Origin of the sequence: Borrelia recurrentis A1 (genome assembly GCF_000019705.1) — a bacterium.
Classification (GTDB): Bacteria; Spirochaetota; Spirochaetia; order Borreliales; family Borreliaceae; genus Borrelia; species Borrelia duttonii.
Genome location: NC_011244.1, coordinates 761602 through 776564, shown reverse-complemented (window position 1 = coordinate 776564; position 14963 = coordinate 761602). Strand labels below are relative to the sequence as shown.

12 protein-coding genes, 2 tRNA genes and 1 other RNA gene are annotated in these 14963 nt (G+C 28.0%); all 15 read right to left on the bottom strand.

The features are described from left to right. Positions 1-73: 73 nt before the first annotated feature. Positions 74-1393 (bottom strand): rod shape-determining protein RodA, encoded by a 1320-nt coding sequence (gene rodA, locus BRE_RS03645; RefSeq protein WP_012538457.1) that lies wholly within the window; start codon positions 1391-1393, stop codon positions 74-76. A 3-nt stretch (positions 1394-1396) separates the two neighbouring features. Further along, positions 1397-3196, bottom strand: a complete 1800-nt coding sequence (mrdA, locus tag BRE_RS03640; RefSeq protein WP_012539111.1) for a penicillin-binding protein 2 — start codon at positions 3194-3196, stop codon at positions 1397-1399. Between the two features lie 5 nt (positions 3197-3201). Beyond that, the gene (locus tag BRE_RS03635; protein WP_012539110.1) at positions 3202-3684 is read right to left on the bottom strand and encodes a hypothetical protein; all 483 of its coding nucleotides are present in this window, start codon (positions 3682-3684) and stop codon (positions 3202-3204) included. Next, the gene (mreC, locus tag BRE_RS03630; protein WP_012539109.1) at positions 3681-4526 is read right to left on the bottom strand and encodes a rod shape-determining protein MreC; all 846 of its coding nucleotides are present in this window, start codon (positions 4524-4526) and stop codon (positions 3681-3683) included. Before mreC ends, BRE_RS03635 begins: the two co-directional genes overlap by 4 nt. A gap of 2 nt (positions 4527-4528) precedes the next feature. Next, positions 4529-5578 (bottom strand): rod shape-determining protein, encoded by a 1050-nt coding sequence (locus tag BRE_RS03625; protein WP_012538453.1) that lies wholly within the window; start codon positions 5576-5578, stop codon positions 4529-4531. A 12-nt stretch (positions 5579-5590) separates the two neighbouring features. Next, positions 5591-6556: a tetratricopeptide repeat protein gene (locus tag BRE_RS03620; protein WP_012539108.1), complete on the bottom strand. Its 966-nt coding sequence runs from the start codon at positions 6554-6556 to the stop codon at positions 5591-5593. Between the two features lie 18 nt (positions 6557-6574). Continuing rightward, positions 6575-6922, bottom strand: an RNA gene (gene rnpB / locus BRE_RS05850) — RNase P RNA component class A. 28 nt (positions 6923-6950) lie between these two features. Next, positions 6951-7709: a zinc ribbon domain-containing protein gene (locus BRE_RS03615; RefSeq protein ID WP_041177745.1), complete on the bottom strand. Its 759-nt coding sequence runs from the start codon at positions 7707-7709 to the stop codon at positions 6951-6953. Between the two features lie 14 nt (positions 7710-7723). Continuing rightward, the gene (gene rpoD, locus BRE_RS03610; RefSeq protein ID WP_012539107.1) at positions 7724-9616 is read right to left on the bottom strand and encodes an RNA polymerase sigma factor RpoD; all 1893 of its coding nucleotides are present in this window, start codon (positions 9614-9616) and stop codon (positions 7724-7726) included. Further along, entirely contained in the window at positions 9609-11384 is a 1776-nt protein-coding gene (gene dnaG / locus BRE_RS03605; RefSeq protein ID WP_012539106.1) for a DNA primase, read from the bottom strand. The genes rpoD and dnaG overlap by 8 nt, the downstream gene beginning before the upstream one ends. A 7-nt stretch (positions 11385-11391) precedes the next feature. Then, on the bottom strand, positions 11392-12432 hold the full coding sequence (gene mltG / locus BRE_RS03600; protein WP_041178156.1) for an endolytic transglycosylase MltG: 1041 nt from the start codon (positions 12430-12432) through the stop codon (positions 11392-11394). A gap of 226 nt (positions 12433-12658) precedes the next feature. Continuing rightward, a tRNA-Tyr gene (locus BRE_RS03595) sits at positions 12659-12740 on the bottom strand. Positions 12741-12744: 4 nt separating this feature from the next. Beyond that, positions 12745-12819: transfer RNA gene (locus tag BRE_RS03590), tRNA-Thr, on the bottom strand. Between the two features lie 73 nt (positions 12820-12892). Then, complete coding sequence (locus BRE_RS03585; RefSeq protein ID WP_012538447.1) at positions 12893-13210, bottom strand: hypothetical protein; 318 nt, start codon at positions 13208-13210, stop codon at positions 12893-12895. A gap of 6 nt (positions 13211-13216) precedes the next feature. After that, entirely contained in the window at positions 13217-14869 is a 1653-nt protein-coding gene (locus BRE_RS03580; RefSeq protein WP_012539104.1) for a hypothetical protein, read from the bottom strand. Between the last annotated feature and the right edge of the window lie 94 nt (positions 14870-14963).

Here is a 14963-nt window from a genome sequence, read left to right as displayed (position 1 = left end):
ATCTTCTCAATACAATATACAAAAAAATTTATTAAAAAAACAGATAAAATAATAAGAAAAGAATATAAATTTATCAGTCCATAGTTACTATAGATTCAATATTAAAGTAAAGAGCCATAGCCAAAAAGAAAGTAATAGTAGATGAACCACCATAAGATAGAAAAGGCAAAGGTATACCTGTAATCGGTAAGAGACCTAAAGACATACCAATATTAAAAGCTGTATGAAAAAATAAAAGACACAATACACCAGCAAGAATTAAAGACATATATCTATCTTTGCTTTTATCCATTATTATTAAAATCCTAAAAAAAATAAGGAAAAATAATATTAAAACAAGACTTACCCCTAAAAAACCAAATTCTTCAGCAAGAATTGAAAAAATAAAATCTGTACTTTGAGACGGAACATAATTTGCATGAGTATAAGGACCTTTTAAAAATCCCTTACCCAAAATACCTCCAGAACCAATGGCAATCTTTACCTGATTTAAATTCCAACCAGCACCTTTAAGATCAATATTTGGATCTAAGAAAACTAAAAATCTCTTAATTTGATAAGGCTTCATAAATTTTGACAGAAATTTAGAACAAAAAGCTGCTATTAACAAAATAGAACTCACAAATGATATATAAAAATAAATAAGCCTAATATTCAAGTTATATTTTGAAATAAAAAAACCTATAACAGAGGATAAAAATATCAAGGCCAATACCAAAAAAGCTACCTTAAAATAAAAATTATTAGAAAAGATTAAATATAATGTATTACCCATATCCGCTTTATATTCATACCAAACAGGCAATACTACAAAAATAAATGATAAAAATCCTGTTAAAGTAAAATATAAAATATAGTGTATATCTACACCAGCAAAGAAAGAAATAAAGATAAACATATTCAAATAAACTATAGCTGTACCAAAATCAGGCTGCAAGAATACAAATAGAATAACAGGTAAAATTATAATAAATGCAAAAACAAAAGCAAAGAAATTATGATATTCATTTTTACTACTATAAAATTTGGCAAGAGTTAAAATAACAATAATTTTCCCAAATTCTGAAGGTTGTCCACCTAATTTCCAAATCCCAATCCAAGATTTAGCTCCATTAACAGTAATACCAAAAACAGCAGTAAAAATCAAAGAAATAACTAATAAAGAATATAAAGGATAAACCATACCATATATGATCTTAAGATCATACCTTCCTACTACAAAAATTACAAAAAACCCACCAATAACCCATATAATCTGTTTAATATACTCTATTTTCATTAAAGAACCATTAGAAGTATAATCACTGGAATATATAAGCAAAATCCCAATAAAAGATATCATTACTAAACTAAATAATGTCAAACTATCATAACTTTTTCTAAAAACAGCCATATTTTACCTAATATACCATGGTTTATATTCTCTAAGAATATCTTCATAACTCTGTTTAGCAAAAATTCCTTGCATCATTAAATCTACAGATTTAGCAGGCCACATACCTGCATTACTTCTTCCCTCAACAAAACTAAAAATAACAATTTGTTTACTCGATACTTCATTATAAGGAGCAAGACCAACAAAAGAACTATTTTCAACCCCAATAACACCCGTTTGTCCTGTACCTGTCTTACCTACAACTTCAACAGCTTTTGTTAAAACCGAATTTTTAGCAGTACCATAAGTTACAACATTTCTCATATATTTTTTCAAAAGTCTAAAAGTACGTTTACTAATAATATTTGTTTTTCTAAGAACTTCAGGAACATTTTCAAGAATGACTTCATTAGTATTACCATTTAAAATTTTACTAACAATTCTTGGTTTATAAATAACACCTTCATTGGCAATCATAGCTACCATATTTACAATCTGAATAGGAGTAGCATTTAAAAAGCCTTGACCTATTGAAAAATTAACAGTATCACCTCCTACCCAAGGTTGACTGAAAGTTTTCTCTTTCCATTCTGGACTTGGAAGAAGTCCAGAAACTTCATTTGGTAAATCAATCTCTGTTTTTTCCCCAAAACCATATTCTTTTGCATATTTAACTATTCTCTCAACACCAAGATATTTAAGTCCCACCATATAAAAATAAACATTACATGAATGAGCAACAGCATGCTCTAAATCAACATAACCATGCCCAACACGATTCCAACAATGAAACATTCTATTTCCCACCCTAAAATAGCCCTGACAATGAAGTTTTTTATTTTTATCTAAAACTTGTTCTTCTAACAAAGCCGTAGCCATAACCAGTTTAAAAATAGATGCAGGTGGATAAACCGACTGGATTGCTCTATTTAAAAACGAATAATCCTCTCTAGAATGTTTATTATAAACATCATTCATTGAATAATAAGGATAATTATGCAACGCCATAACACCTCCTGTTGAAGGCTTTAATACCACTACAGTTCCATATCTCTTACCTAAAGTATTCTTAGCAAGCATCTGAATATCTTTATTAATATTTAAAACAATATTATGACCAGGTATCATATGCTCGATAATAGAACCACTATCTATTTTTCTTTCTCTAGAATCTACTCTATATTTAATTAAACCTTCTTTTCCTCTAATATAACTATCATAAATTTGCTCAACTCCTAATTTTCCTATTGTAGAATTGTTATCATATCCTTTAACATTATAAAAAGCACGTAATTCCCTCTGATTAATCCTACCAACATATCCAATAGGATGAGAATAAGAATCATCTACCAAATAATTCCTTTTAAATGAATATGTCCACAAAAGAGCAGGATAATAACTTCTCTTCTCAGCAATCCTAAATAACATTTCTGGATTAAGTTCAATTATTTCCACATCCTTTAAATACCCTCTAGTAGCCTCAATTTTAGAAAGAATAGGTTCCCTATCAATACCTAAAATATCTGATAAAAAATTTAACATTTCATCTCTATCTTTAACAGACATACTATAATATTGTTCCAAGCTAATCTTTAAAACAAAAACTGTAAGATTATTTGCAAGAACATTAAAATTTGAATCTAAGATCTCTCCTCTTGAAGCACTAACCTTTTCAACTCTAGATAAAAGAACTGTTGCTTCCCTATCATAAAACAAATGTTTTCCAATCTGCATCTTAAATAAAGTAAAAAGGTAAGAAAAAAAAACGAAAGATAGAAGAAACATTCCAAACTTATATCTAATACCCGAAACAAGTTTCATTTTAATTAATATTCCTCCCTAATAGTATAAAAACTCCTTGTGAAATAATTTAAAATTGGATATAAAAAATTTAAAAATACTATATTGATAATAAGATTTAGATCAAATATTGAATAATTAAAACCTTTAAGATCAACAAAATCTGCAAAAATCATTGCTACAAACCAAATAATAAATTTTGAAAAAATAAAAAACATTGTTACACTAAACATACTTTTTGGAACAACTATCTTGATTTTATAGAGCAGATAAAATACTAAAACATAACAAAATACAAAAAAACCAAGTGGCAATCCATTAAAATATTCCATAATAAAACCATGTAAAATACTTGAAATCAAACCTACATTAAAAGCAAAATTTAAAGAATTAAAAATTAAAATAATTAAAAATATATCTACTGAAAAAGAAAAACCTATATCACAATAATATTGAAAAATTTGTCCCAAAAGCACGCTAATAATATAATACAATATAAAACATATCAATTTTTCATCCTCTCATCACCCTTAATCAAAAACACATATTCTAATTTATCTAAAATTATTATGGGTTCAATTTTAATACTCAAAAGCGAATTATATTCAAGAACATCAAAATGAGTAATTTTACCTATATAAATGCCACCAGGATAATCACTAAAACCAGCCGTAACAACAGAATCCCCAACTTTCAAAAAATTTTCAGCCAATTTATTAACATAATTCATCTCAAGAACCTCACCATATCCCTTACCTTCAACAAGACCTATAAATTTACTATTTTGAATTCTCGCAGAAACAAAATTTTCATAACTGGTTAAAGGTAAGATTCTTGAAGTATTTGCATAAACTTTGACAACTTTGCCAACAAGACCACTAAATCCATCTTGATAAGCAACGGCTATCATATCTTTTTGAACACCATCATTATAACCTTTGTTAATTGCCATTAGAGATGAAATATTTGCATAATTTAGATAAATTATCTCGGCGGAAATAAAAACATTAGAATGTTCCGAATAAAATTCAAGTTGTTCTTTAAGTCTAGAATTTTCTTGTCTTAATACTTGAACATTCTGAATAACTATCTCAAGTTGTTGTATGCGCTTCTTATAAGCTTCTATAGTCTCACCATAATCTTTATATTCATTTATTGCTTTAAAAATACTAGAGACAAAATTAAAAAATTCATACATATTCCTTTGAATATATGAATTTAAAGTAAAAATAAAAAAATCATCTCTTTTCTTCACCCTAGAACCATTTGTATCATAAAACATAAGAATAGTAGCAAATATTAATACAGTTATTACTTTAATAAAATCCCTGAAATTAACAAGAAACTTCATATTTATTCATTAATAAAACTATATATATTTTTACTAATATCTATTCTATTAGCATAATCATAAAATAGACCAGCTCCAACAGCTACAGATAAAAGAGGATTATCCGCAACGTAAACTGGAACTCCTGTTTCCTTTGATAAAAGCCTACTAAGTCCTTTAAGAAGAGCCCCACCTCCTGTTAATATAATGCCACGCTCAACAATATCAGTTGCAAGCTCCGGAGGAGTTGCCCCAAGAGTTCTCTTAACCTCATCAACAACGGTACTAATAGGTTCTTGCAAAGACTCTCTTACTTCCATAGAATCAATAATTTGCTTTCTAGGAAGACCCGTAACAGCATCTGTTCCTTTAATATCTATTGTCTCTATTTTCAAATTATGAGTATCTGGATAAACATTACCTATTTTAATTTTTAATTTTTCAGCTGTTTGTTGTCCAATAATAATATTATGAGCATTCCTCATATATTTAATGATACTCTCATCAAATTCATCACCACCTGTTCTAATAGCTCTACTTACAACCATACCACCAAGAGAAATAACTGATATTTCGGTAGTTCCTCCTCCAATATCGCATACCATATGACCTGTTGGCTCAAAAATAGGAATATCAGATCCAATAGCAGCTGCAAGAGATTCTTCAATAACTTTAACCTCACGAGCACCAGCATTCATTGCACTCTCTTTTACAGCTCTTCTCTCAACTTCAGTAATACAAGTTGGAACTCCTATTACCATTCTTGGTTTAAAAAATAATTTTTTTCGAGAAAAAATCTGACCTATAAAATACCGAATCATTTTTTCTGTATTCTCAATATCAGCAATAACACCATCACGAAGTGGTCTTACTGCCTTAATATTCTCTGGTGTTTTCCAAAGCATCTTCTTTGCATTACGACCAACAGCTACCACCCTATTATTCTTATTAACATCAATAGCAACTACCGAAGGTTCACTCATAACTACACCATAATCCTTAATGTAAACCAAAGTATTGCATGTACCAAGATCAATACCAATATCTATCAAAAAAGATTTAAAAAAATTCAAATCAATCTCCCTCTAAAAATCCTCCGGGCTAATTTTAAGCCTTTCCCTTGCTTCTTCTAAATAAGGATTAATGCTTAATGCTTCTCGCCAATATTTTCTAGCCTTAGGATAATCTTTATCTCTTTTTCTATATATGTCTCCTATTTTAACATAAACATTAGGATTTAAACTATTAATTTTCAAGACTTTATCATAGCAATTAAAGGCATCCTCATAAGCACTTCTCTCAAAATAAATATTTCCATAAAGTAAATATACCTTTTGCACTAAATTATCATCTCGCTTATCTCCTTTTAATGATCCATGCTCTTCTTCTAAAAATTTATTTATATATTCAATACTCTTATCAATATCTCCTGCCTTATAATTAACATATGCCAAACTCCAAAGAATAAGATCAGATTTATTTTCTCTATAAGCCTTTTCAAAAAATTTTAAACTAGAATTATAATCTCTTAAAAGTTGATAAGAATACCCCAAATACTCAAAAATATCTTTTTTTACATTTACAAAATCAAAACTACTTGCATATAAAGACTTATTTAAATATTTAACAGAAAGATCACTATAATACTCACCCTTATGAGAATAAGCTTTTCCCAAAATATAATAAAGTGAACTCATAGGAACATCATCATTAATAGACATTAAAAACCTCAATCTTTCTATTGCGTTATCCAAAAATTGATTTTTTAAATAACTATCATTTAACATTAAAGAATAATAAAAATACGAAAATCCAAGAAGTAAATTTAGATTAAAATCAAATTTATTTTCTTTAATACCATTCTCAGCATAATCTATTATTTCTTTGTACTCCTTATTCTCCCATAAAACAAGCAAATTTACCTCGGTAGGACCTGCTTTTAAATAAGAATTAGAAAAAGCTTTTAAATAAGATAAAATAAAAAAAAGAAAGAATACAAGTGATAAACTTATAACAAAATAAAAAATAAATTTCAAATAATTGATTCCCATAAAGATTCTCTAAAAAATTTAAGTTGATATCCATAAGCCGAGTTCTGTATTATGTCATCATCTATCTTGTTTTTCCATCACTGAAAAAATCATGCAATCTACCCACAAGCATATCCTCAAGAGCTAAGGAAGCTTGTTTACTTGATTTTGCTCCTAATGAGGTTTGTCTTGACCTTATTTATCACTAAATAAGCGGTGAGCTCTTACCTCACCTTTTCACCCTTACCCTAAGGCGGTAATTTTCTGTGACACTATCTTAAGTCTTTCAACTCCTAGGCATTACCTAGCATTATGCTCTTATTGGAGCTCGGACTTTCCTCTCAAGATACTGAAATACAGTATATTAAGCGATGACTGGATATCAACTTCAAATACACACATAAATTTTAAAATATTATTCTATAAGATCTGCTAAACCACCAGGAACCATCCCCAACCCAACTTCAAATTTATCCTGATAATAAAGTATTCTACTACAATAAGGACAAAACTTAATATCATCTGGTTCACGCCTCACCTTATTTGCAAATTCCACAGGAAGTATCATATGACAACCCTTACAAACACTGTCAATTAAAGGTACAACTCCATTGGATTTATTGCGAATAATTCTTTGAAATTTAAATAAAAAGTCCTCATCCATACGAGAAGAATATTTTTCTTCTTCACTTTTTATAGAATCAAGTTTTTTGACAATTTCTAAAAGTTCATTTTCAAGATCATTACTCTCAACAGCATAAATATTTTGCTCAATCTCAAGTTTACTCTTAACATCGGCTATTTCCCTGTCTACTTTAGTCTTAAGCCCAGTAATATGTGTCATCTTCTTTCTAATAGCAACTTCATCATCAATAATAGTTTGCAATTCTTTTTCAAGAGCCTCATACTCCCTTTGAGTCTTAATACTATCAATTTTCTCTTCAGCCTTGCTCTTTCTTACATTAATATCTTGAATATCTAATTTCAAAGATGCATCTTCTTTTTGATATTCCTTAAATCGTAATTGCAATTCGGCAAAAGTCTCAACAAGTCCATCAATTTGAACTTTTTTAGTTTGCAAATATTTAGGAATATTCCTTTGGCGTTCTTCAAGTTCAAATTTAGACTTATATATACCTTCAAGATTTCTCAATATATCAATATTACTCTCCACGAAGACCTCCTTATTCAATTTAAATCTTCCAAATAATCTTTAAGTTTCTGGGTTTTTTTTGGATTCTTAAGTCTCCTCAAGGCTTTAGACTCAATTTGTCTAATTCTCTCTCTTGTAACATTAAAATATAATCCCACTTCTTCAAGAGTTAAAGAATATCCATCCTCAAGACCAAATCTCATCTTAACAACTTCTTGTTCTCTCTCTGGCAAAGTTCCAAGAACTGCCCTTATTTGATCCTGTAATATAACAAAAGATGTATGCTTTGCTGGATTTTTAATCGCCTTATCTTCAATAAAATCACTAAGCACAGAATCCTCTTCTTCTCCAATTGGTGTTTCAAGTGAAACAGGTTCTCTTGAAACATTCTTTACGGTTTTTACTTTTTTGAGATCCCAACCAAGCCTAATTGATAACTCTTCATCTGTTGGATCTTTACCTAAAATCTGAACTAAATATCTTGTTTCCCTATTAAGTCTATTTATCTGTTCAATCATATGTACAGGTACACGAATGGTACGTGCCTGATCTGATATTGATCTTGTTATTGCCTGACGAATCCACCATGTAGCATAAGTAGAAAACTTAAATCCCCTTTTATACTCAAATTTTTCAACCGCTTTAATTAGACCAATATTACCCTCTTGAACAAGATCAAAGAAATGTAAACCTCTATTAGCATATTTTTTAGCAATACTTACAACAAGTCTCAAATTAGCTTTAATTAATTGATCCTTTGCATGTTGCATCATTTGTTTACCCTTAAGGATCTCTTCTGACATACTTATTATCTTATCCATTGGATATTCATAATACATCTCAATCCTCTCAAGTTCTTTTTGAGCAAGTTGAGCTTCTGTAATTTGTTCCTTAATTAAATCTTCCCTAATATTTAAAGATTTTTCTATTCTCTCTCTCTTCTCAGGAATAGCCAAATCCCTGCCAAGAATTCTAAGATTTCGCACCTTATCTATTTTCAATCTATCCAGTATAGATTTTTGTTGCCTCTTTAAATCTTTTATCTTGCTAGCAGAATCAATATAATCATCTGAAAACAGACGTAATTCCTCCTGATATAAAGGAATCGACTTAAGAAGCTCTTTTATCTGTAATCTCTCATTAGTAATACTCTCTTCAAAAATATCCTCACCAAGTTCATATAATCTATGCTTTCTCTCAACATACTTGACTAGACGATCCTGGAATGGCTTTAACAAAGATTTGTAAAATGAAGTAATTCTTTTTTTTTTGTTATAATAATCAAAATTATTATCTTTTTCCCTTTCTCTATCTTTTTTAAAAAATTCCTCTTTGTCAACTCTTGAATAAATAGCATTAACCAAATTATAATAATTCTCTATAACTAATCCCTCGTTCTTAAGAATATTTTCAATTATACTCTCCCCAGAATCCATTTGTTTTGCAAGTTCTACTTCTTGATTTCCAGTTAATAAAAACTCTTTTCCTATTTCTTTTAAATAAAGTCTTATTGGATCCTCAGAATTACTATCTTTTAATAAACCACTCTTAATGTATCCTGAATTATAATCTTCTTTGTCTAAAACTTCATCATCAAAATCATCCAATTTATCATCAAGCTCATCATCAACCTGAATAGCATCATCTAACATCATACATTGACTATCAAGCTTACTTGCCTCATCAAGTTCATCAACATCACAAATATCTGACCCTATTTTTTCATTAATCAAACCTATCCCCTCATTTTCAAGAATTCCATAAATACAATCAATATTATCAGGCTCTAACATATCTCCTGATAAAAAAGTTGATAGGTCCTCAAAAGTAATTTCCTTTTTATCTCCCAAATAATTTAAAATAGTCTTTATTAATTTTGAATTTTTTTTCTTAAAAGCCTGCAAGTCTTTATTATCTACACTATTCATTTAAATATATCCTCAGATTTTCTCTTTGCATATTTAAAAACATCAATTCTCTTATCTGGGCTTTAGCATCTATCGAAACATAATTTTTGATCATCTCTTTAAATGCCAAAATTCTATTTTCTACTTTTCTCTTTTTAATTGCAAACAAAATTTGCTTAACCATCTCATCATCCACTTCAAACTCTACTCGTAACATATTTTCAAAAAAAATTTCACTAATACTACCATATTTATTTTTTAATAATTCTTTTAAATTAAACAATGAAAAACTCTTATTATTATCAAACAAATTTTCAAAACATACAAAAATTTTTTTTACATCAATATCATACAAGTCACTATCATTAATATTACGCCTTATTATAGTAAAATAATTAAAGTCTTTCAATAAGGCAACCAATAAATATCTCTCATAGGTATTTACCTCATAAGAACATGCATTCTTCTTATAGCTAGCAATTGCTTTCTTTTCTCTCATACTATAATAATCTTTTCTTAAAGTTTCCAATTTAACACCTAATTTACTCTCAAGTTTTAACAATAGAAGATCTCTTTGTGTATTAGTACTTGATAGACCTATCAAATTTATAAACAAATTAACCATACTGTTTAAATCTGTAGTTTTATTTAAATCATATTTTAGAGAATATTTTTCTAAAAGATATTCAAAAGCATCACAGCTATCATTAACCATATTACTTAAAACAGAAACACCCTTATTCTTTAAAACATCTGCAGGATCAACTCCATATTTCATCCTAATTACACTTACATCAATATTAAAAGGCAAACAAATTTGATATGCTTTAAAAGTAGCTACAAGTCCAGCCATGTCATCATCAAAACATATTAGTATTTTATCGGCATATCTCTTAATTAAAGCAAGATGTTGTGTTGAAAAAGAAGTACCAAGTGTAGAAACGGCTATCTTGATACCCGCTGTAAAGAATGCAAGAACATCGATATATCCTTCCGTTAAAATGATAGATCTAGTTTCCTTAATCATAGAAAGGCCTTCATAAAACCCATAAAGTAACTCTCTTTTTTTAAAAACTCTTGTTTCACTTAAATTAATATATTTAGAGCCATTATTTTTACCTAAAATTCTACCTCCAAATCCTACCACATTTCCTTTAAAGTCTTTAATTGGAAAGATTAATCTTCCAGACAAAATTGAAAACTTTTCCCTTCGACTAGCAAACAAACCACTCTTACTTAAAATACTACTAGAATATCCTTTTGAGACTAAAAAATCATAAAAACTTGACTTACCTACAACATCACATAATAAATAACCAATATTAAACAAATCAACAATCTCTCTTGATATTCTCCTCTCTTGAAAAATATAACTCAAAATTTTTTGATTATTATTTAAAAAAAATACAAAAACTTTAATTAACTTAGCATTTAAATTATATATCTCTGAAATTAATGTCTTATCATGAATTTTACGTTTAATTCCCATACTTCTTGTAGCACTATCATATTCAATTCCTATTTTAGTGCACAAAGAATCAACAGCATCATTGTAATTAAGTTTTTCAATATCCATTAAAAATTTAACAACATCTCCCCCTTTTTTGCATCCAAAACAATAAAAAAGTCCTTGAGAAGGGGTTATAGTAAAAGAAGGTGTTCTCTCAGCATGAAAAGGACAAAGACCTTTATAAAAAGCTCCTGATTTAACCAACGAAACATGTTCACTTATTATATTAACAATATCTACTCTTTGTTTAATTAAATCTATGATTTTAGCATATTCCATATTGTATTTAATCCTTAGTAATAAAACTACGAATATAACTATTTGCAGCTAAAAGGTGATCACTATAAACCGAAGAAAACTTATGTGTCCCGACTTTAGGATCTTTTATAACAAAAAACAAATAATTTGTATTATCTGGGAAAAAGGCTGCTGTTAAAGATACAATTCCAGCATTAGCAATTGGTCCTGGAGGATAACCTTTATTAATATAAGTATTATATTGAGAATTAATCTCTAAATCTGAAAAATAAATTCTTGTGGGATGGGGCTTATTTAACTCTTCAGTAATAATATACTCAATTGTAGCACAAGATTGCAATGCCATATTAGATTTTATTCTATTATAAAAAACAGATGCCATTATTGGTGCTTCATTTTTAACTCTATATTCACGTTCAACAATAGACGCAATAATAACTTTATCATAAAGATCCTTACTAGAATACGATTTATAATCTATACCAATAGAATAAAGTTTGTTAAAAAAGTTGCTAACAAAAACTCTAATTATTTCTTTCATATCCATACCTTTATAAAACTTATAAGTATCTGGAAATAAAAATCCCTCAACAGAATCATACTCAAGTCCAAGTTCATTAACAAAGTTAACATCATTGATTAAATCAATAAAACTTTGTACATTGCTAATAATACCTGATTCATTCAATTTTAAAGCTATTCTTCTACCAGTATACCCTTCAGGTATAGTAATATTAATAGGAAGTATAGGTCTTCCTTTTAAAAACTCTTTATAAACATCAAAAGTCGAACAATAACCATTAATCAAATACTTGCCTTCTCTAAAGTTTTTATCACTACCAAGAAAATAAGAAATTGCTATCAATAATTTAGCAGATCTAATTAAATCCTTTCTCTTAAGCTCCCAAGCAATTTTTTTAACCCCCCATCCCTTTTGAATTTCAAATTCATATACCAAATCAGATTTAAGAGGAGAAGAATTTAAAAAATATAAGAAAGATAAAAAAATGAATAATAAAAGCAAAAACACAAAAAGGGAAATAAAAATCTTTTTTATTACCATAAGAATACAAAATCTCTTTTAAAAGAAGAAAATAACGTCTACATACCTTCAACTAAAGAATAAACAAAAAACACATTATCCCTACAAAATATAATCTATAAATATTAAATTAATTTTACTACAATGAATATCAAAATACTTTAAGATGCATTAACCTTAACATTAAAGCTATACTCTAAATGATAAAACAAGACCTCCCAAAACATTTAGACAAACTATATAACCTTTAAAGTGGGGAGGGTGGGATTCGAACCCACGTAGGCAAAGCCAACAGATTTACAGTCTGCCCCGGTTAACCACTTCGGTACCGCCCCATAAAGCCGACTGTCGGATTCGAACCGACGGCCAGCGGTTTACAAGACCGCTGCTCTGGCCTGACTGAGCTAAGTCGGCATAATAAAGTTAATGGTTAGTTTATAAAAATAAAATACATTAGTCAATAGTAAATTTAAAATAAATCAACTACCTAATCAAGAAAAACTTTTATAAAAAAAGAACAAAAACAAATAACAAAACTCAAAATCAAAATAACACAATGTTTAAATTTTCGTCCTCTAAATACATAAAAAAATATCGCTCTAGTAATCTCAAGACCAAAAGAAACAGAACTTAATACAATTGTAAACTCAAGAGAAAATTTTTGAAAAGAATGCATAAAAATATTATAAGCACCAGCTAAAAACATAAAAAAACTAAGTATAGAATTAAGAAATAAAACTATTACCAAAACCCTAATAAGAAGTGAAGATAATTTTATCAAATCATTTGATTTATAGTTTTTCATAATAAACTATAAATTTTCAAGCACAAAAAGAGCTTGCTTAACGATAAGCAACATATTATTAATAACATAACTTAAACTGATTTTAACATTATCTTCTGTTGATAATTTATTAAACATATTAAGAGCACTTTGTATAAAAGCATTATTATTATCCAAAAGAGCAATATATTTTTCCCTAAGATCAACAAAACAAGATATAAACTTAAATACTAACCTTTTAATTGTTTCAACCTCCTTTAAGCACCATTCTAAAGTTTTATCTCTATAAGAATCATCACTGCTATAATCTTCGCTATTATAATTTTCATACTCTCCATTTCGATAATTAAGCTCAAAATATAAATCATAAATTTCTTTTCTCAATATATTGATATCTCTCTCAAGCTTAATATACAAACTTCTTAAATCAGTATTATGAGCAAGTACTACATTGTTTACAGTTTTAAGAACTTCCATCATTCTCACATCATAAATACATTTGAAAAATTCATTCATAAAGTAAAGTTTCTTAAAAACTGAATAGTCAAGATCTAATCCTTTAAAAATTATCTTATCTAAATTCATAATGACATTATAATTTTTAATTAAACTTTTAAGTTCCTTAGTTGCCATAGATGTAACGGATTTAGAATAATTCTCAACAAGTTGTTCACTAACATTTAAAAATAAAATATTTTCATAAAAACTTCGAACATCAAAACAAGGAACATATTTTTTTGGTGTTAACACTGGATTTTCATAATAAATTTTAAAAACATCTAAATAAGGCAAGGTTTTTGACAAATTAATAAGTTTTATAATAATACCCAACATATTTTTAAAAATAGAATCGACATCCAAAAGGTTCTCTTCATTTAAAATCCCATTTTCATTTGATTTTACTATCAAAAAATAATTTTTAATAATAATTTTTAACACCTCTTCATTTATTACAACATCTCTTAACGTATGCACAATCTCACAAAAACATTTAAAATATTTATCAACACTCTCAAAGCTAGTACTAATTGTCCCATCAAGATCAGCAATATCAAAATTATCCTTATCATCTAAAAGTTCAATATCAAAGAAAGAAAAAAAAGATTTATAAGGAAAAAATGCAACACTATTTAAAATATAAAAAAATTCAAACATCTCTTCTACAACCACATAAATTTGCGAAGGTATTGAACTAATATAATTACTAATCTTTACCTTAATAATCTCGTCTAACTCTTTTTGACTCTTATCTTTTTTTACAAATTGCTCATATTCTTCAGATTCTAAAAAATCTTCCATCTTGCTTTTAGAGTTAGGTATTTTACCTTGAATAATCTCAAACATCGCCTGTTCCACAATATTATCTGACTCTAACATCCTAAAATATCCTTTAAGTTTTACCAAGTGACAATAAAACTCAAAAAACATTTCTACAAAACCTACCCGTAAATAACCTTTTCTAAAATCTATCACAGAATTCTTGTACATATTATTCACACGCCTTTCTAAGTTTTTAAGAAGATATATTTTATAAACATCTTCTTTAGTTCGATCTCTCTGAAAAAAACTTAAGATATATATCCATATTCTTATCCAAAAAGATTCTTCCATAAATTTTTTAGAGAGAAAATCATCAACCTGAACAGCAGAATCTGAATCTAAATAATTAGAACTATTCAAAGATAATACCGAAGAATTTAAACTTAATTTTTTTTAATTTCTCTTATCAATTTAGCCCTTGAATCTCTTGAAAGTTTATCAATAGAATCATATA

Bases quoted from the DNA above. Each gene is read 5' to 3' on its own strand.
- rodA (WP_012538457.1), bottom strand. From the start codon at position 1,393: ATGGCTGTTTTTAGAAAAAGTTATGATAGTTTGACATTATTTAGTTTA.
- mrdA (WP_012539111.1), bottom strand. From the start codon at position 3,196: ATGAAACTTGTTTCGGGTATTAGATATAAGTTTGGAATGTTTCTTCTA.
- mreC (WP_012539109.1), bottom strand. From the start codon at position 4,526: ATGAAGTTTCTTGTTAATTTCAGGGATTTTATTAAAGTAATAACTGTA.
- BRE_RS03620 (WP_012539108.1), bottom strand. From the start codon at position 6,556: ATGGGAATCAATTATTTGAAATTTATTTTTTATTTTGTTATAAGTTTA.
- rpoD (WP_012539107.1), bottom strand. From the start codon at position 9,616: ATGAATAGTGTAGATAATAAAGACTTGCAGGCTTTTAAGAAAAAAAAT.
- dnaG (WP_012539106.1), bottom strand. From the start codon at position 11,384: ATGGAATATGCTAAAATCATAGATTTAATTAAACAAAGAGTAGATATT.
- BRE_RS03585 (WP_012538447.1), bottom strand. From the start codon at position 13,210: ATGAAAAACTATAAATCAAATGATTTGATAAAATTATCTTCACTTCTT.